Source organism: Pseudomonas sp. MH9.3, from assembly GCF_034354675.1.
GTDB lineage: Bacteria > Pseudomonadota > Gammaproteobacteria > Pseudomonadales > Pseudomonadaceae > Aquipseudomonas.
The window spans coordinates 823917-848124 of the sequence record NZ_CP133785.1; the positions used below are offsets into that span (position 1 = coordinate 823917).

Sequence of the window (24208 nt, forward strand, 5' to 3'; positions counted from 1 at the left end):
AGCTGACGATTGATTTCAGGGCGCCGCCTGCAGAGGCAGACACACGCGAAACAAGGCGCCCTCGCCTATCTGGCTCTCCACCTCTATGGTGCCGCCATGGGCTGCCACGATCTGCTCGGAAATGAATAACCCAAGGCCCAGTCCGGCCGCTGCATGACTGGCCGAAACGCGCTCGAACTGCTGGAAGATGCGCTTCTGGTTCTCTTCGCTGATACCAATGCCGTGGTCGCGCACTTCCACGCGTGCCTCGCCATGCTCGGCATACACCCGCACGTGCACCGGGCTCTTGGCGCCGTAGCGCAACGCGTTGGTCAGCAGATTGTTGATCACCTGTTCAATGCGAAATTCGTCCCAATGCCCCTCCACCGGCCCGTCGACCACCAGTTGCATGGACGACTCGGCGGCAGTTACCTGCGGCGCAAAATTGTTCACCAGGCTGCTCACCAACTGCGCCAGATCAAAAGGCGCCGGGCGAATCGACAATTTGCCGGTGCGAATACGCGACACATCGAGCATGTCTTCGATCAACCGGATAAGGCTGCGGATCTGCCGCTCGTCGCGATCGACCATCGCGTGCATCTTGTCCAGGGTAAACGCCGCAGCGTTGTCCCGGGCCAGGTGCATCTTGCGCAGTTGGGTTTCCAGGATCAGGCCGTTGAGGGGCGTCCGCACTTCGTGGGCGACGATCGACATGAAGTCATCGCGCATACGCACCGCCTGCTCCAGCTCTGCCTGGGTGGCCTGCAGGCGCGTCAGCAGCAGTTCCTGCTCGCGGCGGCTGCGCTCCAGGGCTTCGACCTGCAGCTTCATGGCCTTGCTTTGGCGATACAGGTCAACGAACACGTTGACCTTGCTCTTCACCGCATGGATATCCAGCGGTTTGTGCAGGAAGTCCACGGCGCCGCTTTCGTAGCCCTTGAACGCGTAGTTCAGCTCGCGACCGGCGGCACTGACGAACACAATCGGGATGTTCTTGGTCTTTTCGGTGCCGCGCATCAACTCGGCCAGCTCGAAGCCGTTCATGCCGGGCATCTGGACATCGAGAATCGCCATGGCGAACTCGTGTTCGAGCAACAGTGACAAGGCCTCATCGGCGCTCAACGCCTTGTAGACGTGACGATCCTCACGCTTGATCAGCGCTTCGAGGGCCAGCAGGTTTTCCGGCAGATCGTCGACGATCAGCAGTTTGGCCTGGACGGTACTTAACATGGGGAAGATTCCAGGGAAGCCAGCAATGAGCCGATTCGGCCCATAGTCAGAATATGATCAGGTGTGTGCAGGGCCAGGGCCGCCAGCGGCATCACGGCGATGCGTGCTTCCGTGGGGTCCTGGACCACCGTGGTGCCGCCCGATTGCTTGACATGGGCCAGCCCGCGCGCGCCGTCCTGGTTGGCGCCGGTGAGCAGGATCGCCAGCAGGCCGGCGCCGTACACGTCGGCAGCCGAGGCAAACAGGTAATCGATGGCTGGCCGGGAATGGTGCACGCGGTCCTCCTGGCTCAGGGACAGGCTGCGATCCTGCTCCACCGAGAGGTGATAGCCGGGCCCGGCAAAATACAGGGTGCCGGCCTCGATCAGCTCTTTGTCCCGCGCTTCTTTTACCGGGATGCGCAGGCGCCGCGCGAACACTTCGGCCAACTGGCTGCGACGCTCGTCCGGCAGGTGCAGCACGGCAATGATCGGCAGGCCGAAGCCCGTGGGCAGCTCGCCAAATATGCTCAGCAACGCCTCGACACCGCCAGCGGACGCGCCGACGACGATGGCTTCAATCCCGCGAATCGGGTTGGCTGCGGCGTCGTTCATGATTTGCGGTAGATCCGTTCCTGTTTGACCAAAGGCTCGAACTGCTTGCTGTAGGCGGAAAAATCCAGGGTTTCCTTGCTGCCCAGCACCAGGAAGCCGCGATGACACAGCGATTCATGGAACAGCCCAAACGCGCGATCCTGCAATTTTTTATTGAAGTAAATCAGCACGTTACGGCACGAAATTAATTGAGTTTCGGAGAATACACTATCGGTCGCCAAACTGTGATCGGCAAAAGTCACATTCTCACGCAGTGTCTTGTCGAAGATCGCGTAATCGTAGGCTGCCGTGTAGTAGTCGGCAAATGAGCGCTGGCCGCCGGCCTGCTGATAGTTGGCGGTGTAGGCGCGCACGTTCTCCAGGGAGAAGATGCCCTGCTTGGCCTTGTCCAGCGACGCCGGGTTGATATCGGTGGCGTAGATGATCGTGCGCTCGAGCAAGCCTTCCTCACGCAGCAGGATCGCCATCGAGTACACCTCCTCCCCCGTGCTGCAGCCGGCAATCCAGATCTTGATCGACGGGTAGGTCTTGAGCAGCGGCACCACTTCCTGGCGGATCGCGAGAAAGTGCGAAGGGTCGCGAAACATCTCGCTCACCGGGATCGTCAGAAATTGCAGCAGTTGCATGAAAGCCGACGGATCGTGCAGCACCCGCTCCTGCAGCGCCGAGATGGTCGCACAGTCGAACTGACGCAACGCATGGGCCACACGGCGCTTGACCGACGCGCCCGAGTAATCGCGAAAGTCGTAGCTGTACTTGAGGTAAATCGCCTCAATCAACAGGCGCAGCTCAATGTCGCTGCTTTTGTCCAAGAAACTGCGCTCCACTTAAATGCGTTCCATCTTCGGCAGCCACACGCGAATCAACGAGAACAGCCGGTCCAGGTCAATCGGTTTGGCCAGGTAGTCATTGGAGCCTGCGGCGAGGCAGCGCTCCTGATCGTCTTTCATGGCCTTGGCGGTGACCGCAATGATCGGCAACTTCTTCCAGCGCGGGTCCTGGCGGATCAACGCAGTGGCCTCGTAACCGTCCATCTCCGGCATCATCACGTCCATCAGCACCAGGTCGATGTCCTCGACTTCATCGAGCCGTTCGATGGCTTCGCGGCCGTTTCGGCCGATCACCACCACAGCGCCCTTGTGTTCCAGCGCACTGGTGAGGGCAAAGATATTGCGTACATCATCGTCCACCAGCAGGATCTTGCGGCCTTCGAACACCTTGTCGCGGCTGCGCGCGGTCTTGAGCATCGTCTGGCGCTCATGGGACAGCTGGGATTCGACTTTGTGCAGAAAGAGTGTGACCTCGTCCAGCAGACGCTCCGGCGAACGCGCGCCCTTGATGATGATCGAGCGCGAATACTTGCGCAGTTCGGCTTCTTCATCGCGGGTCAGGTTGCGCCCGGTGTAGACGATCACCGGCGGGAATGAACAGATATCTTCGGTGGCCATGCGCTTGAGCAGCTCGTTGCCGAGCATGTCCGGCAGCTTGAGGTCGATGATCATGCAGTCATAGATATGATCGCGCAGCAGGTCCAGGGCTTGCTGGGCAAAGCCCACGGCAGTGATCTCGATGTCATCGTCGCCGATCAGGCGGGCAATGCTGTCGCGTTGCAGGTCATCGTCTTCCACCAGCAGCACACGCTTGACCTTCTGCGTCAGCTTGGCCTCCAGACGCGCGAACACATCCTTGAGCTCTTCACGGGTGGTGGGTTTGACCGCATAGCCGATGGCGCCCATGTGCATCGCCGCTTCGACGCGGTCTTCCACGGAAATCACGTGCACCGGGATGTGGCGGGTGCCGGCGTTCTGCTTGAGGCGCTGCAGCACGGTGAGACCGGAATGGTCCGGCAGACGCATGTCGAGCAGGATCGCGTCGGGAATGAGTTCTGCCGCCAGACTGTAGCCTTCGTCCGCGCCATGGGCCACCAGGCAGTGGTAGCCCAGTTCATGCGCCAGATCGAAGAGGATCCGCGCAAAATTGGGCTCGTCTTCCACTACGAGGATGCAGCGGGTGGTGAACGGCGCCTTGTCGCGGTCGTCGGCAAAGCGCGGGATCTGGCTGGTATCGGCCACCGGCAGCGGCGAGACCTTGACCGGCGCAGGCGCGGCGGCCAGCGGCTGGCGCGCCTGCTCTGCCAGCGGCGCATCGGCTTCGCGCTCCACGTAGTGCTCAGGCAAGACCAGGGTGAACACGCTGCCCTTGCCCGGCTCGCTGGTCACGCTGATATAACCGCCGAGCAACGCGGCCAGGTCGCGGGAAATCGACAGGCCCAGGCCGGTGCCGCCGTAACGGCGGTTGGTGGTGCCGTCGGCCTGGCGGAAGGCTTCGAAGATGCTTTCCTGCTGGTCCGGCGCAATGCCGATGCCCGAATCGCGCACGGTAAAGGCAATGCCCGCATCCTGCGCACGGGACACCGACAGGCTGACCTCACCCTGCTCGGTAAACTTGACCGCGTTGGACAGCAGGTTCTTGAGGATCTGCTCCAGGCGCTGGCGGTCGGTAAACAGCATGGCCGGCGCACCGGGCTGTACATCCACCTGAAAACCCAGCTTGCGGTCGGCGGCCAGCGGCTCGAACATCCCGCGCAAACCCTCGACCAGACGCGCCACGCTGGACGTTTCCGGACGCACTTCCAGCTTGCCGGCTTCGACCTTGGAGATGTCGAGGATGTCGTTGATCAGGTTCAGCAGGTCGTTGCCCGCCGAATAGATCGACTCAGCGAACTTGACCTGTTCGGCACTGAGGTTTTCCTGAGGGTTCTCGGCCAGCAACTTGGCCAGGATCAGCGAGCTGTTGAGCGGCGTACGCAGTTCGTGGGACATGTTGGCGAGGAATTCGGACTTGTATTTGCTCGAACGCTGCAACTCGTCGGCGCGGTCTTCGAGTTCAAGCTGGGCCTGGTTGAGTTCAATGTTCTTGCGGTCCATGGCGTCACGCTGCTCGGACAGGGTCTGGGTCTGCTCGGCCAACTGCTCGTTGGTCTGCTCCAGCTCCGCCTGCTGGGTTTCCAGATGGGCCTGGGACTCCTTGAGGATGCGTGACTGTTCTTCGAGCTCTTCGTTGGCGGTCTTGAGTTCTTCCTGCTGCACTTGCAGCTCTTCGTTGAGCTGCTGGGTCTCGGCGAGCACTTCCTGCAGGCGCTGACGGTAGCGCGCAGCTTCGATGGAGGTGCCGATATTGCCGGCGATCAGTTCCAGCAGCTCGACGTCGCGTTCATCCAGGGGGCGCAGGAAACCCAGTTCGATCACACCGTTGACACGGTCCTCGTCGCTGGTCGGCACCACCAGTACGCTGCGCGTCGAGCCCTCGCCCAGCCCGGAGCTGACCTTGAAGTAATCCACCGGCACATCGTCCAGGCGAATCAGGCGATCAAGCTGGGCGGCCTGCCCAACGATGCCTTCGTCGCTGTAGATCGACTGTTCGTGCTGTTCCTGCTCGCGTGAGAAACCATAAGTGGCCACACGCTTGAGACCGCCGTGCTCCTGACGCACGTACAACGCGGCCACGGCAGAGCCCATGTATTGAGCGAAGAACTGCAGGATATTGCGGCCGAGCATGTTCAGGGTCAGTTGGCCGAGGACCTGCTCGGCCAGTTCGGTCTGGCCGTTGCGCAGCCAGGCCTGTTGCTCAAGACGCCGCGCAATCTTCTGTTGCGACGCGAGGTTTGAGCTGTAGCTATCTGATAACGCTACCAAATTCCTGCGGCCGATATAGGCAAGAAAACCGCTCAGCCCCAATACGAATGTCAGGTACAGCGCAACGCTGACAATGGTGGTACGGGTGACGTCCTTGTTGCGCGCGATTCGGAACTGCTGCTCCATCGCCACCGCATCCGCGTATTCCTGGCGGATCGCATCGGTGAGCCCCTTGCCCCGACCGGCCTTGACCGCCGAGCGGTAGTCACCGCTGTTGCGCTGCAGGTCGATCATCGACTGGGCGTACTTGTTCCACTCGCCCTGCATCGCTTCTAGGCGTTTGAGGCGGTCCACCTGCTGCGGGTTATCCGCCACCAGCTCCTGCAAGTTACGCAGGTCGCCAATGATGCGCGGCTTGGCCACTTCGTAGGGGTCGAGAAAATGCTCGTCGCCGGTGATCAGAAAGCCACGCAGGCCGGTTTCCAGATCGACTGTCAGTTTCGACGACTCATTGAGGTTGTTGATGACCCGGTCGGTGTGCTCCACCCACTGGATCACCGACAGCAGATAGGTGATCAGGCAGACGAAAAACACCGCGCTGAGTACGCCGACGCTTAAGGGTAACACGACGTTTCGGCCCAGCAGGGTACGGAAGCTCTTTTCATCGACGGATGACGCAGGAGTCATGGGCATGCCTTGGCCAATACGGAAAAACCGGGAGTTTGCCCGAATATCGGGTGCCGAGGCTATGTTTGTGCGCTGATTTGACGCAACAGTACGGGCTCGATGCATAAATCCCACACCTCTTACCGCCAGTTTCGCCAGCTTACTTACAATTTTTTTTACAGATCGACGCAGCGAAGTTGGAACGTCAGTGCATCGATCCGGCACTCATGGCTGCGCCTCAGGAACAGGGAGATCCAACGTAAAGGCGTCCTTCTGACAGACCGGGGTATTTCGAATGAGCATCACCCGCGTAGCGCATCGACCGATGAACCTTGTCACCGAAGCACCTGAGCCGGGTGCAAAAAAAGCGGGTGCGGTAACAGCGAACCCATCTCCCCGGGACCGTTCGTCCTCGGTTGCGACACCTGCCGTCAAAACCGTGCAGCAATTGCTGGCGGACCAACAGGATATGTTCAGTTTGGCCGATAAACTAAGGGGCCTGACAACCTGGGTGGATCACAAGTTTTCCTACCAGTTGAACAGCGATGTTGTGCTTCCCTATGTAGGTTCTTCCTACGCTCTGGCGCGCACCACTCCCCCGACCCTGGCTACCGTCATCACCGACCTGGGCTATGATTTGCCGCAGAACGTCGTTGAAGCCAAAGCGCTGGCAGACATATTGGAGAAAAAAGCGTCGGTGCTCCTCCTGGGGGATTTCGGTGGCGCGCTGTCCTGGCCGATACCGATGGCGCAAACTGACCAGTACCGCATCGCCCAATTCCTGCTTTCCAGCGAGACGGGACTGCCGGGTTTACCGTTGTCCACTGATAGGGGGGTGCTGGATTATTTATTGATTGGCAGCTCGGTGACACACGATGACTTGAAAGGCCCCGCCACCATGGCCATGCAGAAATTGCTCGACAGCCCAAACGCCCTGGCGCTGGGGCAAGCCCTCCAGGCGCACCTGGGGGGTGTGGCGTCGGACACCAGTATTTACGACTATATATTGGCGGCGATTCACCTTCGGCTGGATCCGGAATCTTCTCTAAAAAAGATTCGCAACCACACCGCGCACTTTGATCTGTTACGTCCCGAGCATTGGGGCCTCGCCCCGTCGCACGTCGTCAGCGAACTGAGCCGTCATCTTGTCGACAATGGACGGGCTGCACCGTATTCAGCCACGCTCGCGACTCACCTTTTACTGGCCTCCAGTGCACCGCAATTTCTGGTTAAAGACATTCCAGGCGGCGTCACCGTAGGCTCTGCCATGTGGGCGCAGTTAACGATTGCCGCAGCCAGGATCGAGGCGCAGACGCCGGGTCGGGTGCAGAACATGACCTACGCTGAGGTTATCGCTCAAGCTGAGTCAATAGCGGCTGACACTTACACCAGTCAATTGGCTCAACGCGGCGCCCTGATCGATTGGGCCATAGCCAATGGAGTGCTGAAACCCAGCGAAACCGAACATTCTGCGGCCGAGATACAACAGGCCAGGATCGCCTATAACGATCAACTCAGCGCGCTGGTGAAGTCTTCGTCATTACTGGAGACGCCCGTGCCCAGTCGAAAGGACATCGCGCTGGAATACCTGAAAGCTGAATTTCCTCAGGTGGATCCTTCCGTCTTTGAAATCAGGAATTTGCAAATACGCGACCAGAACGCACTCCGCGTTTACCCCGCTTTTCTTACGCGACGCTCGATGCTTGATATCGTGATGGAGGGCAAACCGCTCGACAAGCATCACGTATGGGTCACGCCGGATAGGCGAATTCCGATCGCCTCGTTCAACACTTACTTAAAAACCAAAAAACATACTGAGGTCAAAAAGTTATTCGACACTCATTATGAAGCCGCCATGAAATCGCTGGGTGACGGCCACCATGAACTTGTCAAGCAGCTGGTATCCAACTTGCCACTGGCTGACCGCAGGAATTTTGAACAGGGCGACGTGAAATTTTTTCACACCAGCGACTACAAAATTGCACTCGATTTCACTTCACCGCTCGAACTGGTACATCGTGCGCGCACGATGCATGTAAAGACTACGCTCAACGGCGAGGTCAACGTGTATGAAATCGACTCCAGCACAGGGACCATTGAAAAAAAGGAACACCTGATTCGCAGACTCAGCGAGCCCTATACCGCTGAGAAGATGGATTCCAGAGCCGCGAATCTCATTACTCGAATGTCCGTGCTGAACCCTTACAACGGTGCTCGAGACAGCGAAACGACAGAGAAGCCCGTTACCGCTCAAACGCCCGACAGCTATCGCTCCAAGCGCACCGACTTTATTGCCGACATGTACGTCAAAGCGCTCGCGCTGGATGGCGAGGAGCTGTTGAACCACGCCAGAGGTATTACGTCCTTCGACAAAGGTCGGGCGCTAGGTAGCGTGATTGATGAGTTTTTTCTCAACCTGATTCCGTTTCGATCGGCTATCAATAATTTTCTGCAAGGCAACACCCTTGACGGGGTCGGTGATCTGGCTATTGACGCGTTCGGACTGCTCACGCTGGGTGCGGGCAAGGCGGCGCAAGCGGTAAAAGTCTTTGGCAAGGGCATGTCGGGTTTGAACGCCGCTGCCAAGGCAACCAAAGCGGTAAAGTTTATTGGCGCGGCTGCTATTGAGTTTATTAATCCCGTGGGCGGGGTGGGCGACGTGTTGGTGGGAGGAGCCAAGCTGGTTGGAAGAGGGCTTGCCAAGGGGGCCGATGTGGTCACCGCGCTCAGGGGCGCAAGTGGCAGTTACGATGCGCTCAAAGCAGCCAGTAAACATAATCGCATCGTTGCAACCGGCACCTTCAAGCTGGCAGACGAGGTTGTCCAAGGCGGTGCAGTGTTTGAAAACCGTAAATGGTACTCGTTGGACCCGGTCATTGGTCCTTATGGAACGGCGTTGGCGAACTTCAAACCGGTAACGGTCGCCGCCAACGGTGAGATAAACGGCAACTGGATTAATTGGTTGACCGCTGTTGTGGCTCCAACCCCGAGAACGCCCCACATTTCTGATGTCCTCAGAGACACCTTGGCAAAGGCCAAGGCTAATGACCTTGCCGCCTTCACCCGAGGTCATGATGCTGGCAACATCGAAAACATCCCTGGGTATTACAGTTCCATGAATGTTTCGGATCTCAAGGAGTTGACCGTCAGTTCGGGGCGCACGGCCGAAGAGATCGGTTCGTTGGCCAAAGTGATAGAAACCAGAATGGTGCGCAATAGTCTTGAAAGCGCGAGAATCTTCAGCGAGCAAATCGCGGCCGCAGGTGGCAAAGCCACGCTGATGCCGCAAAACTTCTACCTGAGCCAAGGGGATCTGGCATCAAACGGCGAATGCGCGGCCTTGGTCAATACCATGGCCATGGCCATTCAGAATGGACGCCAACAGACGTTGATCGATAATTTTTTCAAAGCGAGCATTAAGACCAATGATTCCAAAGTCCTCGCGTTTCGCAAACAACTGAACGAGATGCATCAGATCGTTCGCGACCATTTTCATGGTGTTCAACCCGTGTCCCAAATGTCACACATTGACATCGGCGCTACCCTGAGCAAAGCAACCCCGCCCTGCATGATGAGAATCGCTACGCAAAATCACGGTCTGCTCGCGGGGGCTATGTTGAATAGCAACGGCCAGAAGGAGTGGTTTTTCTTTGACCCCAATTTCGGCCTGGCGACGTTCACCAGCGAAGCCACAATGCAGCGCGGAATAGAGGTCTGCCTGAATAGCGGAAGAACAGCAGGCACACTGAGCCCTGTCGCCATTACCAGCGGCAGGCCGCAATTCAATGTCAGTCTTTTCAATGAGTCTGACTTTCTAATGACAGTGCCCTATAACAACCCGTATGCGCTGTTCAACGCGGCTCTTTGAGCCAGGGCTCACACATTCGTGCAAGAGGGTTTCAACGCCGGGCGTTCTGTACGCCTCCAGCGACTTCAAGGCGGGTCGCAACCCCTCGGCAGTCAAACGTATGAGTAAACCAGCACGCTGACGGGACATTCGGCGTGCCTAAGGTCACAATGCCAGCCATTCATTTTGAACTTGCTGGCATTGTTATCACTCACTACCGGGTTAGCTTCTGCCTCGTCACGTTCAGCCCCTCACTTTTCAGGAATGCTCATTATGTCCTCCACCTCCTCCACCATCCTTGTAGTAGAAGACGACAACATCGTGCGCATGCTGATCGTCGATGTACTCGAAGAGTTGGAGTTCACTGTGCTGGAGGCTGCTGACGCCGAACAGGCACTGGCATTTGCGCAGAATCGCGATGAGGTCATCAGCCTGATGATGACCGACGTCGGCCTGCCGGACATGGACGGCAAGCAACTGGCAACCAAAGTACGTGAGTTGCGCCCCGAACTGCCGATCCTGTTTGCCAGCGGCTACGCCGACAACATCGATGTGCCCCCCGGCATGCAGGTGATTGGCAAACCGTTCTCGATCGATCAGTTGCGCGACAAGGTCAAGTCCATGCTCCCCGCAGCCTGATACCTGCCCCTCGCCTTATCCATTTGCTCAGTTCAGTGTGCGTGCAGGGATTTACGTGACGTTTGCCCAATAAAACGGGAAACTCGTCGCCTTCATCTCCCGTCAGTCAAAAGAACTCTGGAAGGACGCAACAACATGATCGGAAAACCTGCGCGCCTGGTGCTGGCGAGCCTCTCCCTCCTCATGAGTACCGGCGCATGGGCCGACTTCACGGCGACGCCGGCGCAAGCGCGGGCGATCGCCAAGGAAGCCTACCTGTATGGCTTCCCGGTGGTGCAAATGTACAAAACGCTCTACACCCAGGCGGTGGACAAGGGCGGCGTCAACTACAAGGCACCGTTCAACCAGATCGGCAATGCCGCGCAGGTGGTGACGCCCAGGGACGCTGCGTTCCCCAGCCCGAACGCAGATACGCCCTACTCCTTCGTATGGATGGACCTGCGCAGGGAACCGCTGGTACTGACCCTGCCCAAAATCGAAGACGACCGCTATTACTCGGTGCAGTTGATCGACCTGTATACGCAGAACTTCGCCTACCTGGGCACCCGCAGCACGGGTAACAACGGCGGTCACTACATGATCGCCGGGCCTGACTGGAAAGGTCAGCAGCCGGTGGACGTCGACCGAGTGCTCTACAGCGAGAGCAATATCGCCTACGCCCTCTACCGCACGCAGTTGTTCGATGAAAAAGACCTGAACAAGGTCAGGCAGATCCAGGAAGGCTACAAGGTGCAGGCGCTGAGCAGCTATGTGAAACAGGCCGCGCCGCCCAAGGTTGCAAAGGTCGAGTGGCCCAAGCCGATGGCGACCATGACCGAGGGCCCGCAGCTGTTTCGCTATCTGAACTTCATGCTGGCCTTTGCCGCGCCCCAGGACAGTGAAAAGGAGATGCTCGCGCGCTTTGCCACCATCGGCATCGCCCCCGGCGCGCCGTTCAAGGTCAAACAGCTGACGGCTGAGCAACGCAAGGCGCTGGAAGACGGCATCGCCGACGCCAAGGCCGAGTTCGCTGCGTTCAAGAAAGACAAAATCGAGACCCGTCAGGTCACCAGCGCAGACCTCTACGGCAGCCGCGACCACCTGCAGAACAATTACCTGTACCGCTACGCCGGTGCCGAAACGGGCTTGTTCGGCAACTCGAGTGATGAAGCGGCCTACTTCAAATACGTCGTCGACAGCGAAGGCAAACCGGCCAACGGTGCACGTCACAGCTACACGGTGCATTTTGCCAAAGACCAGTTGCCGCCCGCCGATGCGTTCTGGTCACTGACAATGTACGACGCCAAAACCCGCTTGCTGGTGCCGAACCACAAGAAGCGCTACCTGATCAATTCGCGCATGCTGCCCGCCCTCAAGCGCGACGCTGACGGTGGCCTGACCCTGGCGCTGCAGCACCACGAACCACCGAAGGCCGAACAGAGCAACTGGCTGCCGGCGCCACCAGGCCCGTTCTATGCGGTGCTGCGGGTGTACCTGCCCAAACCCGAAGTGGGTAATGGGCAATGGAAACTGCCTCCATTGACGCCGTTGAAATAGACGCTTCAGGCGCGTTCGCGGGGAATCAGGCTTTGTAGCTGCGATGCCAGAAAGTTGGCATCGAAGGCATAGGTGTCCGGGTCTTTCAGGCCATTGGTTTTCTTCCATAGCCAATCGTTTTTGTCCGCCGGCAGCACCAGCGATATGCTGCCATGGCGCGTCGCGGTCAGGCCCGTCACCGCCACGGAGATCAACCCGCCCGCTCCCATTACATCCGGCACGAACTCTACGGTTTTGCCGGTGATTAGCACAGTGAGCTTTTCGGTGTTGAAGGCCGATGCCTGTGCAGCTGCGCTCGGGCCGCTGGCGACGTAGGCTTCACGGCTCACCTCCAGCAATCCGGCGCGCTTTACCGGTTCCAGCCACTGTTCAATCAGTTGGAACAGCTCGCCGAGTTTGTGCGCCCAGCGCGCCGACTGCACATCGAACAGCTGTTTTTTATGCGCTTCGCTATCAGCGTAGTGACGAAGCATCTCGCCCAATTGGTGTACATCGTCCATTTCGGAAATCCTTGGGTGAACCAAGTTGCGAAGCCCGATCATGGCAGATGCGCCCACATGGCGTACGGCTTAAAAACTGTTCGGGGCATTTGGTCGGCTGTTTGCGGATCAGATCGAGCTGCGCAGACGCGCCATGCTCAATGTATCGACAAACACACCGTCACGCAGGGCGTAGTCGCGCAGGCGCCCTTCCACCTCGAAGCCGAACTTGCGGTACAGGTGATGCGCGGCTTCGTTGTCGGCATACACCGTCAGTTCCACCCGGTGCAGGTTCATCCAGTTGTCGGCCACGTCCAGCGCGGCCGCCAGCAGCCGGGAGCCCACTCCCTTGCCTTGCCAGGCCGTCGCCACGCCCATGCCGAACGAACCGACGTGGCTCTGGCGCACCCGCAGGTACTGCTCCAGGCCAAGTTGGCCAACCACCTCGCCGCCATGCAGCGCAACCAGCTGGAGTCGGCGCTCGTTATCCAGCACCAGACGTTTGCGCCAGGCTTCGACCGACTGGAAGGGCATCTGCAGCACCTGCCTGCACACCGCCGGCTCGTTATAGAGGGCGGTGACGCCTTCCAGATGGGCCTCGGTGAAGCGCTGGATCACGATCGGGGTTTCAGGCGCATGCATTGTGTTTCATCCTTTGAAAGACACATGGCCGCCCAGTGTAGGGCGCAAGTCGGCGCAAAGGAAAGTGCCGTACGTTCCCGGAGCCTGCCGGTAACAAGCGCTGTGTTTTCCTACATTCACGGCCAGACCGACCTTGTAATACTCCCGGCCATCCAACCACAGCCGGGTCTTCAAACAGTGAGCAAGCAACGAACAGTATTGGGCAGCGTTATTATCATTGCGCTAATGACCAGCGGAGCCTGTGCGACCAGAAAACAGGCGGAAAATATTCGATGGCTCCCCGACTGCGACGCACGGCCTATCCGCGGCCTGGACCCGGAAGTCGTTGCCAGAACACAGTGCGGCATCGTCCGCGTGCCGTTGAATCACCTGAAACCTTCGCTCGGCACCCTCGACCTGGATATCACGCGGGTGACCGCGCGCCAGCCAGGCAAGCGAGAAGGCGCGATATTCACCAACCCGGGCGGCCCCGGTGCTGAAGCAGACGGCTTTGCGGTGCTGCTGGCTTCAATCTGGAAAAACTACGGCGAAAAGCCCGACGGCGAGGCGTATCGGCATCTGACCGACACCTTTGACGTTATCGGTCTCACGCCCCGGGGAATGGGCAGCACGAAAGATTCGCAGCTGGTGTGCCAATCCGATGAGCTGATCGTCGCGCACAACGACATCACTGAAGACCGCAGCCCCGCCAACCTGATGGCCCTGCAACACAACGCCGCCGTACTGGCCCGTGGCTGCGCCAGTCAGCGCCTGGCGCCCTATATCAATACCGCTCAGACTGCGCGTGACATGGAGTTCGTGCGCGTTTTACTCAAGGAGAAAAAGCTCAATTATTTGGGTAATTCCTACGGCACCTGGCTGGGCGCCTGGTATGCGGGACTGTTCCCCGAGCACGTTGGTCGCATGGTGCTCGATTCGAACACCGACTGGACATCGACTTTCCAGGACGCCTCATTAATCCAGGCGCCAGAGAAGGAAAAAATATTCGAACGTTTTGTTGCGCAACCCGCCGCCCGCCGCCCGCAGGTCTATCAGATGGGCAACGATCCCAAGGCCATACGTGACATTTTCCTCGAACTGTTACCCGAGGTCCGCGCGGCACTGCGTTCGGACAATGAGCTTTACAGTTCTGCAGAGTATCTGATGGCAGCACGCTTGCTCAGTCAATGGTTGCGAGAAACGCCCGACACCAATGACACCCACCTTCTGTCCAGGGCACGCACCCACCGATTCAGCCCGGACACCGAGGTGGATCAGTCTGCTAAAAGTGCGTTCATGCACTTGCTTACGCTCATCCGCAACCCTGAACCCTGGAATGGTCTGGCACCCGGTCCGCTGAAGCTCACGCCGGCGGCCTCTGTACGCAGCACGGTGTTATGCAATGACACACCAGCGGCGGGCGAGGCATTCTGGGCCGACAAGGGCAACCGCTACGCCACCCAGTACCCGGTGGGCGGCAGCTTTTTCCAGGCCGCGCACTGCGCTGGGTGGAGTGTTCAACCATTGAACGGTGTTCCCGTGAAAAACCTGAAGCACGTGCACAGCATCCTGATGGTCCAGGCCGAATTTGACGACCAGACACCGGCAGCGGGCGCGTTGAAAGCCTTCAAAAGCTTGCCCAACACCCACATGACGTTGCTCAAGGGCAGCTATCAGCATGGTGTGTCTTTTTCCGACAGCAGCGCCTGCGTCAATAGGAGTGTCGGTGATTACCTGGCATACGGACGCAAGCCTGAACGTTATCTGATCTGCTTCGGTGCAGATTGAACCGGCGCCGCCAGTCGCCACACCCGTGCGATATCCGATGCGCGCTCGCGCAACAGGCGTGGCGCCTCGCTGCAGGCCTGCTCCAGGCTCATGGGTCCTGACGGCAAGGCAAAGGCTGCGTCCACGCCGTGGGCATACATCTGCGCATAGCCATCACCCAGGGTGCCGGCGATCACGATCACCGGCACGCTGTGCTGTTGGGCAATGCGTGCCACCCCAAACGGCGTTTTGCCGCGCAGGGTCTGCGCGTCGAAACGGCCCTCCCCGGTGATGACCAGGTCGGCGCCGCACACGGCGGCGTCCAGGCCGACCAGTTCGGCGACTACCTCCACTCCCGCCCGAAACTGCGCCCCCAGGAATGCCTTGGCGGCAAAGCCCAGGCCGCCGGCGGCGCCGCTGCCGGGCTCGTCGCGCACGTCGGTGGCCAGCACGCTGGCGCAGTGGTCGGCGAAATGACCGAGCGCGGCGTCCAGGTATTGGACTTGCCGGGGATTGGCGCCTTTCTGCGGACCAAAAATCGCCGAAGCGCCGTGCGGGCCGCACAGCGGGTTGTTCACGTCGGCGGCGATTTCAAAACGCACCTGTGCCAGGCGCGAGTCAAGGTTGTCCAGGCCGATATGCGCCAACTGCGCCAATGCCAGGCCGCCGGGGGGCAACTGTTGGCCTGCCGCGTCGAACAGTTGCACACCAAGGGCTTGCATCGCCCCGGCGCCGCCATCATTGGTCGCACTGCCGCCGATGGCCAGGATGATGCGCCGCGCGCCGAGATCCAGTGCGGCGCGGATCAATTCCCCCGTGCCGTAAGTGGTGCTGGAGCAGGCGTCGCGCTGGCCCGGCGCGACCAGTTGCAGGCCGCTGGCCTCGGCCATTTCGATGATGGCCGTGTGGCTGTCGGCCAGCCAGCCCCAACGGGCTTCAACCGTGCCGCCCAATGGCCCTCGAACCGTCTGGCTGCGCAACTCGCCGTTGCACGCAGCCAGCACGGCATCGACCGTGCCTTCACCGCCGTCCGCCATCGGACATTGAACCAGCTCGGCAGTCGGCCAGACCTGGGCCAGCCCTTCGGCAATGGCCTGGGCCACGCCTGCAGCACTCAGGCTGTCCTTGAACGAGTCAGGGGCGATGATGATTTTCATGGGCGTTCTCCGGTTTTTATAACGTCCATGCTGCCAGTTGCCACCGGTCATGACGCCTGTCCGATGCACAAGTGCGGCGCAGGTTTGTTGTTCATTGTGACAATGGCTGGGGCAACAGTTGCACGCCCAGATACAGCGCGAGCATGCCGTCCAGGGTCAGCGGGTCAACGCCGCTGAGTTCGGCGATACGCTCCATGCGGTAGCGCAGGCTGTTGCGGTGGATGCCCAGGGCGTCGGCACAGGCCTGGCTCTGCCCGTCGTGTTCGCACCAACTGCGCAGCGTGGCCAGCAGTTGGCCGTTGTTGTCCCTGGCCAGCACCTGGCGCAGCGGGTTGAGCAGCTCATCCAGCGCGTCTTCGTGGCGATGGCGCCAGAGCATCACCGGCAGGCGGTAGCGGTTGAGGGTAAGAACGCGCGATTGCGGCAGCACATCGCGGCCGTAGGCGAGCAGATCGCCTACGCGGCGGTAACAACGACGCAATGCGGCCAGCCCCTCGGCCTGCCCGCCAATGGCCACGCGCAGGACGTTCCAGCCCAGGCCGTCGAGTTTTTCCAGCAGGCGTGGATTATCCACTGGCACGGCGGCGGGCCGGCACCACAGCAGTGAGGATGGCGCCGAACTCACGCACCAGCTGTCCGGGTAGCGTGAGGCCAGCCAGGCACTCAAGTCCTGAGCCGATTGCCCGGCCCCCAGCTCAAACAGGTACGGCATGCGCGCCGCTTGCGGCTTGAGGCCCAGGCGTTGCGCCTCATCCACCAGGCGCGGCGAGTCGCCGTTGTCGGCCAACAGCAGCGCCAGCAGGTCATCGCAGCGCTGACGTCGCCATTGTTGTTCGATTTGCTGATGACGATGGCTCACCAGCATTTCGGCGGTCATGCGTACCAGTTCGGCGTAGGTGCGCAACCCTTGCGGCTCGCCGGTGATGCCGAGCACGCCGATCAGGCGCTGATCATGCAGCAGCGGCAGGTTGATGCCCGGTTGCACGCCCTTGAGGTGCTTGGCGGTCTGCGTGTCAATCTCCACCACGCGGCCGTTGGCCAGCACCAGCTGCGCGCCTTCGTGACGGGTGTTGATGCGTTCCGGCTCGCCGCTGCCAAGGATCAGGCCCTGGCTGTCCATGACATTGACGTTATAGGGCAGGATCGCCATGGTGCGATCGACGATATCCTGTGCCAGGTCATGATCAAGCTCGAACATGGGGCTGTTTTCCTTGAAAGCGAGGTTGTTCATCGGCACAGCGCATCGCATGCTTGACTGTGCGCGGGCACAAAGACAGCAGCCTGCCCGTTGGCCGAGACTCGTTGGGCGATCAACGTTACCTGCGCATCGCAAAAAATCATAATAAAGAGAGACCGCCATGTCCCAGAGCGCCGCTGCAGCACCGGCCACCGATGACGCAAAAAACGCGATCTACAAGCGCGTCACCCTGCGCCTGATCCCCTTCATCTTCATCTGCTATCTGTTCAACTACCTCGACCGGGTCAACGTCGGCTTTGCCAAGCTGCAGATGCTCGACGCGTTGAAGTTCAGTGAAACCGTGTACGGCCTGGGGGCCGGGATCTTCTTTATCGGCTATGTGCTGTGCGGGGTGCCGAGCAACCTGGCGCTGACGCGGTTCGGCCCGCGGCGCTGGATCGCACTGATGATGATCGTGTGGGGCACGCTGTCGACCTGCCTGCTGTTCGTCACCACGCCCACGCATTTCTACACCCTGCGTCTGTTTACCGGCGCCGCCGAAGCGGGCTTCTTTCCGGGCGTGGTGCTGTACCTTTCGCAGTGGTTCCCGACCTTCCGCCGGGGGCGCATCATGGCCTTGTTCATGTCGGCAATCCCGGTGTCCGGCCTGCTTGGCAGCCCCTTTTCCGGCTGGATCCTCAACCATTTCGCCGCCGGCCAGGGCGGCCTTGCGGGCTGGCAGTGGATGTTCCTGTTGCAGGGCGTTCCCACTGTAATACTCGGCGCCCTCGCCTACTTCCTGCTCAGCGACAGCTTTGCCCATGCCAAGTGGCTCACGCCCCACGAGCGCGCGGTGCTGGAAGCCGACCAGGCCACAGACCTGGCGAACAAGCCGAAAACCAGCACCGATTCGCTGGCTGAGGTGTTCAAGAACCCGGTCATCTGGGCGTTCGGCCTGATCTACTTCTGTATCCAGAGCGGTGTTTACGCGATCAACTTCTGGCTGCCGTCGATCATCAAGAACCTGGGATTCAGCGATAACCTGGTGATTGGCTGGCTGAGCGCGATTCCTTATCTGCTGGCGGCGGTGTTCATGCTATTGGTGGGGCGTTCCGCCGATTTGCGCAAGGAGCGGCGCTGGCACCTGGTGGTGCCGATGCTGATGGGCGCCATCGGCCTGGTGATTGCGGTGAATTTCGCCACCACGCCGGCAATCGCGATCCTCGGCCTGAGCATTGCCACCATGGGCGCCCTCACCGGCCTGCCAATGTTCTGGCCGGTGCCCACCGCCATGCTCAGTGCAGGCGCGGCGGCGGGCGGCCTGGCGTTGATCAACTCCATGGGCCAGATGGCTGGCTTCCTCAGCCCGTATATCGTCGGCTTTGTGAAGGATGCCACCGGGTCCACGGATATGGCGTTGTACCTGCTGGCGGCGGTGATTGTGGCGGGCAGTGTGCTGGCTTTGCGCATGACCCGCAGCCTGAAGGCCTGAGCCGGCCGGGAGCCGTCAAAAAACGCCCCAAAATAGCGCGACGCTGCTTCGCTAAAACCACCATAATCTACGCTTGAAATTGGATTGAACGGTTTGCGCGAGGGCAGCGTGTCTAAAGGTGTTGTGTTATCCGTATCGGCTTCGGTGTTGTTTGCCGTCATGTACTACTTCACGTCGTTGCTGACGCCGTTGAGCGGCCTGGAAATTTTTGGCTGGCGCATGCTGCTGACCATGCCCTGCATGACCGTGTTCATGATCGTCACCGGCGAGTGGCGGCGTGCATGGGCGTTGTTGCGCAGGATCGCGGCCCAGCCACAGTTGATTGTCGGGGCGATGCTGTCCTCGACGTTTCTTGGTGTGCAGTTGTGGCTGTTCATGTGGGCGCCGCTCAACGGACGCAGCCTGGACGTGTCGGTGGGCTATTTCCTGCTGCCGCTGACCATGGTGCTCACCGGGCGCCTGGTGTGGGGCGAGCAGTTGTCTTATCTGCAGAAAATTGCGGTGTTCTTCGCCGGGCTCGGGGTGCTCAACGAGGTGTTCCAGGCCGGAGGCTTCTCTTGGGCGACGCTGGTGGTGATCATCGGCTACCCGCTGTATTTCATCATCCGCAAATACCTCAAGACCGACCACCTGGGCGGGCTATGGCTGGACATGGCGCTGATGCTGCCGGTCGCCTGGTGGTTCGTGCAGAGCGGTGAACAGGGGTTTGCGGTGATGAATACGCACCCGAAACTCTACGCGTTGATCCCCATACTCGGGCTGATCAGTGCCTCGGCGCTGGTGAGCTATATCATTGCCAGTCGACTGCTGGCGTTCAGCCTGTTCGGGCTGCTCAGTTACGTTGAACCCGTGTTGTTGCTGGTGGTGGCACTGCTGCTCGGCGAGGGCATCAAACCGGGCGAATGGCTGACCTACATTCCGATCTGGATCGCGGTGATGGTGCTGGTGTTCGAAGGCTTCAAGCACCTGGTGCGCCAGCGTCGGGCGTGAATGGCAGGCAATAAAAAGCCCGGCCGACGCCGGGCTTTTTATTTATGCGTCAGTCGGTGCTCAACACACCGCGACGCACCTGGTCGCGCTCGATCGACTCGAACAGCGCCTTGAAGTTGCCCTCGCCAAACCCATCGTCGCCCTTGCGCTGGATGAATTCGAAGAACACCGGCCCCATCAGGGTTTCCGAGAAAATCTGCAACAGCAGGCGCTTGTCGCCTTCGATCGACGAACCGTCCAGCAGGATGCCGCGCGCTTGCAACTGGTCGACCGGCTCGCCGTGGTTGGGCAGGCGGCCTTCGAGCATTTCATAGTAGGTGTCCGGCGGCGCAGTCATGAAGCGCATGCCGATCCGCTTCAAAGCGTCCCAGGTCTGGATCAGGTCGTCGGTGAGGAACGCCACGTGCTGGATGCCCTCGCCATTGAACTGCATCAGGAATTCTTCGATCTGCCCCGCGCCCTTGGACGACTCTTCGTTGAGCGGGATACGGATCATGCCGTCCGGCGCACTCATGGCCTTGGACGTCAGGCCGGTGTACTCGCCCTTGATATCGAAGTAGCGCGCCTCACGGAAGTTGAACAACTTCTCGTAGAAGTTCGCCCAGTAGGCCATGCGGCCGCGGTACACGTTGTGGGTCAGGTGGTCGATGACCTTGAGACCAGCGCCGACAGGATTGCGCTCCACGCCGTCGAGGTAGACGAAGTCGATGTCATAGATCGAACTGCCTTCGCCGAAGCGATCGATCAGGTACAACGGCGCGCCGCCGATACCTTTGATGGCCGGCAGGTTGAGTTCCATCGGACCGGTCTGGATATGAATCGGCTGGGCACCCAGTTCCAGCGCGCGGGTGTAGGCCTTTTGCGAGTCCTTGACGCGAAACGCCATGCCGCACACCGACGGACCGTGTTCGGCCGCGAAATACGAGGCCAGGCTGTCGGGTTCGTTGTTGAGGATCAGGTTGATCTCGCCCTGGCGGAACAGGTGCACGTTCTTGGAGCGGTGGGTGGCTACCTGGGTGAAGCCCATGATCTCGAAGATCGGCTCCAGGATGCCTGGGGTCGGTGATGCGAATTCGATAAATTCAAAGCCCATCAGGCCCATCGGGTTTTCGTAGTGGTCTGCCATGGTCGGCGCCTCATCATGCGGGTGGTTGGCAATTGTTCAGTGGCGAGCAGGGATGAGGGTTGAGGGCGGCGCGCAGGAGAGGCCTCGCACGCTGCGGGCGAGGAAGTCACCGAAGATGAGGGGGGAGCCGAGTAGCTTCATGGTGTCATCAGTCTCTGACGGCAGAGGCTTGCGTGAGCGCAAGTCCATATTCTTGTATGCGTAAATCGATTCTACACAGCGTAACCTTGTTTGTCCGCAGTCTTATCAGATCGCCAATGCCCTGCCCCGTGCAAGCGGTTTGTAACGGCAGTCGATACAATGTTGGCCTGCTGCGCGGCAAGCATATTTCAGCCCAGGCATCTATCATCGCTATATTGCCGCCGGCCTCCTGGCGCCCCCACTCGCCTGACAGGCCGCTTATGCCCTTATCCGTCAAAGGCCCGCGCAAGCCCCTCGCCCGCCATTCCATCAGCGTTTTCTGTGCGCTGGTGCCCATTGTGCTGGGTGTGTTCATCCTGCACTGGCAAGCCGAGCGCACCCTGAAGCACAACACGGTGCAAGCCGCCCAGGAAGCGGTGCGCCAATTCGAACTGATGCTCGACCAAACCGCACTCGCCACCCAGGCGCTGCTGCCGTTGGCTGGCAAACCCTGCGACCAGGCGGTGCAATTGGCGCTGCGCGAGCAGGTCACGCGGAGGCCGTTTGTGCGCGCAACGACCTTGTCCTGGCAGGAAAACATCTACTGCACGTCACTGTTCGGCAGCGATCACGTGTCACGCATCAACCCGGCCGACTACGTGGATGGGCGACTGTGGCTGATGAAAGGCAACCCGGTGACGCCGGACACAGCATTGCTGGTGTACCGGCTGGTTGATGGTGACCGGGCCGCCTTCGCCTCAATCGATGGCTACCACCTGACCAATACCCTGCGCCTGCTCAGCCGCCATGCACAAATGGTGCTGCGCGTGGGCCCCAATTGGCTGGGGGACGACGGCAAAGCCCACGCCACTGCGGTTCCGACGTTTGCCGTGGCCCATCACCATCTTGCTTCCGAACGCTATCGATTGAGCGTCGACGCCGGCCTGCCCGCAGGTGAAGTCTGGCGCTACATGCAGGCGCGCTACCCGGCCATGTTCAGCCTGGTGCTGTTTTTTGGCCTGTTGGCGGGCCTGCTCGCACACGGCCTGCAAAAACGCGTGTCGCGGCCCACCCATGAGCTGCGGCGCGCCTTGGGCGCCAATGAGTTTCTCGCGTATTTCCAGCCAGTGGTGCGCGGCGATACCCGCGAATGGGCAGGCTGCGAAGTGCTGATGCGCTGGCAGCACCCCAAGGAAGGCCTGGTACGGCCCGACCTGTTTATTCCATTGGCCGAGGATTGCGGCCTGATCGTACCGATGACCCGCGCCCTGCTGCGCCAGACCGCCGAACAACTGGCACCGCACGCCGCGCTTCTCACTCCCGGCTTTCACATCGCGGTGAACATCACGGCCCGGCATTGCCGCAATCTGGAGCTGGTGGAGGATTGCCGGGCATTTCTTGCCGCCTTCCCGCCCGGTCACGTGACGCTGGTGCTGGAACTCACCGAGCGCGAGTTGATCGAGCCTACCGATGTGACCCGTCGATTATTCAATGCACTGCATGAACTGGGGGTGATGATCGCCATAGACGACTTCGGCACCGGGCATTCCAGCCTGGGCTACTTGCGCAACTTCCACGTTGACTACTTGAAAATCGATCAGAGTTTTGTCGCCATGATCGGCGTCGACGCGCTCTCCCGCCACATTCTCGACAGCATCATCGAACTGTCTGCAAAGCTCGACCTGGCTATCGTTGCCGAAGGCGTGGAAACTGCCGAACAGTGCGAATACCTCGCCGCCCACGGTGTGGATTTCCTGCAGGGTTATCTGTTCGGACGGCCTTTGCCCGGCGCTGAATTCATTAAATCCCTGGTTCGCCATTGAATAGTCAGTGACGGGCGATGTGAAATAATGCAGTTAAGACAAAAGACTTGATTTACTCAAGACAGATTAACTACTACAATTTTTCGTGCCTGTGCAGCACCCGCAGACGCCATCTTACTTGAGTCGCCTTACCGCTTTTGGCTTATTGCTTTGTCTGCAGTTGATGTCAGCCACATACACTATTGGAGTAAAGATCTTGTCCAGACTCGCCGAATTTCGCGCAGCAGAAAAAGCCCTTCAAGAACAGCTCGCCCAGCTGGAATCCCTGAAGAACGACGCCGGCCTGAAGAAAGAAATCGAATTCGAAGAAAAACTCCAGGCGCTCATGAAGCACTACGGCAAAGGCCTGCGCGACATCATCTCCATCCTCGATCCAAACCCGGGCAAGGCCGGCACGGCAGGCGCCGCCGCCCCCAAACAGCGCCGTGCACGGGTGGTCAAGGTGTACCAAAACCCGCACACCGGCGAGCTGATCGAAACCAAGGGCGGCAACCATCGCGGCCTTAAAGCCTGGAAAGAACAGTATGGCGCTGCCACTGTTGACTCTTGGTTGCGCGGCTGATCGCAGCGCACTAACAAAGAGCCCCGCTTAAGCGGGGCTTTTTTATTCAAGGGTTCGAAAGCGAACTTAAATATTATTTCATTTTGTTCAAAATCGATAAGTACCCCACACTTAAAGTTTCAGCGTGCTGCGCACTGAATTGACTTCATCCTTGCTCGCTTCATAAGCCTGGGCCTGACCCGCAAATGAAAATACATAGGCCTTATCGGCATCGACAGCGCCGACTAATGTTTGTGACAGCACATGCCTGCCGTTCTCGGTAATCACGCAGGTAGATTCCAGTGCATCGAGACGGCTCAATGTGCTGGCGTGAATTTTGGTACACACACTTTGATAACCGCCCTGGGCGAAATCCTTCTGGATGGATTTACGCATTTCCAGCAACACGCCTTGCAGATTGACCTTATGCCCCGCCTCAATCGGCGTAGCGGTCAGCTCCATGACCATCAGGGTCGCACCCTTTTCGTCGTTCTTGATTGCCCGTTGGCGCGACACGCTTGAGGCGGCCGAGGGCGCCTGGGCGTCAGGCGCCACGTCCTCTACCTGCCAGCCACTGGGCCAGTGAACTTCCGGGTCGGCCGCCCCTACCAACGGACTGGCCAACAATAAACACAGGACACTCAACAGCGGTTTAGGTAATTGGATCATTGCAAAGACGCCCAGGGTTCGGGCGTCAAAGTCTGAGCCCCCACCCCCCCGACTCGCAAGGCCTGCGTGACCTTTTCTTTTGGCGCTGCCGGCGGGCCTTGCGTATCATGACCGCGCAGCA

General features: G+C 59.7%; 18 protein-coding genes. 8 read left to right on the forward strand and 10 right to left on the reverse strand.

What is annotated here, in order from left to right:
* Nucleotides 1-15: 15 nt before the first annotated feature.
* From RHM60_RS03165 to RHM60_RS03180, 4 genes are read right to left on the reverse strand one after another with little or no spacing between them, the layout of a single operon-like run.
* Nucleotides 16-1209 (reverse strand): hybrid sensor histidine kinase/response regulator, encoded by a 1194-nt coding sequence (locus tag RHM60_RS03165; RefSeq protein ID WP_209982009.1) that lies wholly within the window; start codon nucleotides 1207-1209, stop codon nucleotides 16-18.
* Nucleotides 1203-1802, reverse strand: a complete 600-nt coding sequence (locus tag RHM60_RS03170; RefSeq protein ID WP_209982011.1) for a chemotaxis protein CheB — start codon at nucleotides 1800-1802, stop codon at nucleotides 1203-1205. The genes RHM60_RS03165 and RHM60_RS03170 overlap by 7 nt, the downstream gene beginning before the upstream one ends.
* Nucleotides 1799-2629, reverse strand: a complete 831-nt coding sequence (locus RHM60_RS03175; RefSeq protein WP_015372059.1) for a CheR family methyltransferase — start codon at nucleotides 2627-2629, stop codon at nucleotides 1799-1801. The genes RHM60_RS03170 and RHM60_RS03175 overlap by 4 nt, the downstream gene beginning before the upstream one ends.
* A complete protein-coding gene (locus RHM60_RS03180) occupies nucleotides 2630-6124 on the reverse strand; it encodes a response regulator (protein ID WP_322213582.1) in 3495 nt (1164 codons plus the stop codon).
* Nucleotides 6125-6398: 274 nt separating this feature from the next.
* Between RHM60_RS03180 and RHM60_RS03185 the strand changes: the two genes are divergently transcribed.
* From RHM60_RS03185 to RHM60_RS03195, 3 genes are all read left to right on the forward strand, one after another.
* Nucleotides 6399-9971: a hypothetical protein gene (locus tag RHM60_RS03185; RefSeq protein ID WP_322213583.1), complete on the forward strand. Its 3573-nt coding sequence runs from the start codon at nucleotides 6399-6401 to the stop codon at nucleotides 9969-9971.
* Nucleotides 9972-10223: 252 nt separating this feature from the next.
* Nucleotides 10224-10589 (forward strand): response regulator, encoded by a 366-nt coding sequence (locus tag RHM60_RS03190; RefSeq protein ID WP_209982018.1) that lies wholly within the window; start codon nucleotides 10224-10226, stop codon nucleotides 10587-10589.
* Between the two features lie 135 nt (nucleotides 10590-10724).
* A complete protein-coding gene (locus RHM60_RS03195; RefSeq protein WP_231421294.1) occupies nucleotides 10725-12125 on the forward strand; it encodes a DUF1254 domain-containing protein in 1401 nt (466 codons plus the stop codon).
* A gap of 5 nt (nucleotides 12126-12130) precedes the next feature.
* Here RHM60_RS03195 and RHM60_RS03200 read toward each other — a convergent pair whose 3' ends face one another.
* Together RHM60_RS03200 and RHM60_RS03205 are read right to left on the reverse strand one after the other, a co-directional pair.
* Nucleotides 12131-12625, reverse strand: a complete 495-nt coding sequence (locus RHM60_RS03200) for a hypothetical protein (RefSeq protein WP_322213585.1) — start codon at nucleotides 12623-12625, stop codon at nucleotides 12131-12133.
* 108 nt (nucleotides 12626-12733) lie between these two features.
* Nucleotides 12734-13246 (reverse strand): GNAT family N-acetyltransferase, encoded by a 513-nt coding sequence (locus RHM60_RS03205; protein ID WP_209982025.1) that lies wholly within the window; start codon nucleotides 13244-13246, stop codon nucleotides 12734-12736.
* 177 nt (nucleotides 13247-13423) lie between these two features.
* Here RHM60_RS03205 and RHM60_RS03210 point away from each other — a divergent pair, with 177 nt between their 5' ends.
* On the forward strand, nucleotides 13424-15013 hold the full coding sequence (locus RHM60_RS03210) for an alpha/beta hydrolase (RefSeq protein ID WP_322213587.1): 1590 nt from the start codon (nucleotides 13424-13426) through the stop codon (nucleotides 15011-15013).
* Here RHM60_RS03210 and RHM60_RS03215 read toward each other — a convergent pair.
* A complete protein-coding gene (locus tag RHM60_RS03215; protein WP_209982030.1) occupies nucleotides 14986-16149 on the reverse strand; it encodes a glycerate kinase in 1164 nt (387 codons plus the stop codon). The two genes, RHM60_RS03210 and RHM60_RS03215, sit on opposite strands and share 28 nt — an antisense overlap.
* A 91-nt stretch (nucleotides 16150-16240) precedes the next feature.
* A complete protein-coding gene (locus tag RHM60_RS03220; protein ID WP_209982032.1) occupies nucleotides 16241-17347 on the reverse strand; it encodes a sugar diacid recognition domain-containing protein in 1107 nt (368 codons plus the stop codon).
* A gap of 160 nt (nucleotides 17348-17507) precedes the next feature.
* On the opposite strand from RHM60_RS03220, the gene RHM60_RS03225 reads away from it, so the two are divergent.
* Together RHM60_RS03225 and rarD are read left to right on the forward strand one after the other, a co-directional pair.
* Nucleotides 17508-18818, forward strand: coding sequence for an MFS transporter (locus RHM60_RS03225; RefSeq protein WP_231421297.1), 1311 nt, complete (start codon nucleotides 17508-17510; stop codon nucleotides 18816-18818).
* Nucleotides 18819-18926: 108 nt separating this feature from the next.
* Nucleotides 18927-19808, forward strand: coding sequence for an EamA family transporter RarD (rarD, locus tag RHM60_RS03230; RefSeq protein ID WP_322213588.1), 882 nt, complete (start codon nucleotides 18927-18929; stop codon nucleotides 19806-19808).
* A gap of 49 nt (nucleotides 19809-19857) precedes the next feature.
* Here rarD and hppD read toward each other — a convergent pair whose 3' ends face one another.
* Entirely contained in the window at nucleotides 19858-20934 is a 1077-nt protein-coding gene (gene hppD / locus RHM60_RS03235) for a 4-hydroxyphenylpyruvate dioxygenase (protein WP_209982039.1), read from the reverse strand.
* Nucleotides 20935-21335: 401 nt separating this feature from the next.
* Here hppD and RHM60_RS03240 point away from each other — a divergent pair, with 401 nt between their 5' ends.
* Together RHM60_RS03240 and RHM60_RS03245 are read left to right on the forward strand one after the other, a co-directional pair.
* Nucleotides 21336-22877, forward strand: coding sequence for an EAL domain-containing protein (locus RHM60_RS03240; protein ID WP_322213589.1), 1542 nt, complete (start codon nucleotides 21336-21338; stop codon nucleotides 22875-22877).
* 196 nt (nucleotides 22878-23073) lie between these two features.
* On the forward strand, nucleotides 23074-23439 hold the full coding sequence (locus tag RHM60_RS03245) for a histone-like nucleoid-structuring protein, MvaT/MvaU family (protein ID WP_209982044.1): 366 nt from the start codon (nucleotides 23074-23076) through the stop codon (nucleotides 23437-23439).
* A 111-nt stretch (nucleotides 23440-23550) separates the two neighbouring features.
* Here RHM60_RS03245 and RHM60_RS03250 read toward each other — a convergent pair whose 3' ends face one another.
* Nucleotides 23551-24087 (reverse strand): DUF4946 domain-containing protein, encoded by a 537-nt coding sequence (locus RHM60_RS03250; protein WP_322213590.1) that lies wholly within the window; start codon nucleotides 24085-24087, stop codon nucleotides 23551-23553.
* Nucleotides 24088-24208 lie beyond the last annotated feature (121 nt).

Coding starts and splice junctions, on each gene's coding strand:
- RHM60_RS03170 (WP_209982011.1), bottom strand. CDS start 1,802: ATGAACGACGCCGCAGCCAACCCGATTCGCGGGATTGAAGCCATCGTC.
- hppD (WP_209982039.1), bottom strand. CDS start 20,934: ATGGCAGACCACTACGAAAACCCGATGGGCCTGATGGGCTTTGAATTT.
- RHM60_RS03205 (WP_209982025.1), bottom strand. CDS start 13,246: ATGCATGCGCCTGAAACCCCGATCGTGATCCAGCGCTTCACCGAGGCC.
- RHM60_RS03180 (WP_322213582.1), bottom strand. CDS start 6,124: ATGACTCCTGCGTCATCCGTCGATGAAAAGAGCTTCCGTACCCTGCTG.
- RHM60_RS03190 (WP_209982018.1), top strand. CDS start 10,224: ATGTCCTCCACCTCCTCCACCATCCTTGTAGTAGAAGACGACAACATC.
- RHM60_RS03185 (WP_322213583.1), top strand. CDS start 6,399: ATGAGCATCACCCGCGTAGCGCATCGACCGATGAACCTTGTCACCGAA.
- RHM60_RS03250 (WP_322213590.1), bottom strand. CDS start 24,087: ATGATCCAATTACCTAAACCGCTGTTGAGTGTCCTGTGTTTATTGTTG.
- RHM60_RS03195 (WP_231421294.1), top strand. CDS start 10,725: ATGATCGGAAAACCTGCGCGCCTGGTGCTGGCGAGCCTCTCCCTCCTC.
- RHM60_RS03215 (WP_209982030.1), bottom strand. CDS start 16,149: ATGAAAATCATCATCGCCCCTGACTCGTTCAAGGACAGCCTGAGTGCT.
- RHM60_RS03165 (WP_209982009.1), bottom strand. CDS start 1,209: ATGTTAAGTACCGTCCAGGCCAAACTGCTGATCGTCGACGATCTGCCG.
- RHM60_RS03200 (WP_322213585.1), bottom strand. CDS start 12,625: ATGGACGATGTACACCAATTGGGCGAGATGCTTCGTCACTACGCTGAT.
- RHM60_RS03225 (WP_231421297.1), top strand. CDS start 17,508: ATGTCCCAGAGCGCCGCTGCAGCACCGGCCACCGATGACGCAAAAAAC.
- RHM60_RS03220 (WP_209982032.1), bottom strand. CDS start 17,347: ATGTTCGAGCTTGATCATGACCTGGCACAGGATATCGTCGATCGCACC.
- RHM60_RS03240 (WP_322213589.1), top strand. CDS start 21,336: ATGCCCTTATCCGTCAAAGGCCCGCGCAAGCCCCTCGCCCGCCATTCC.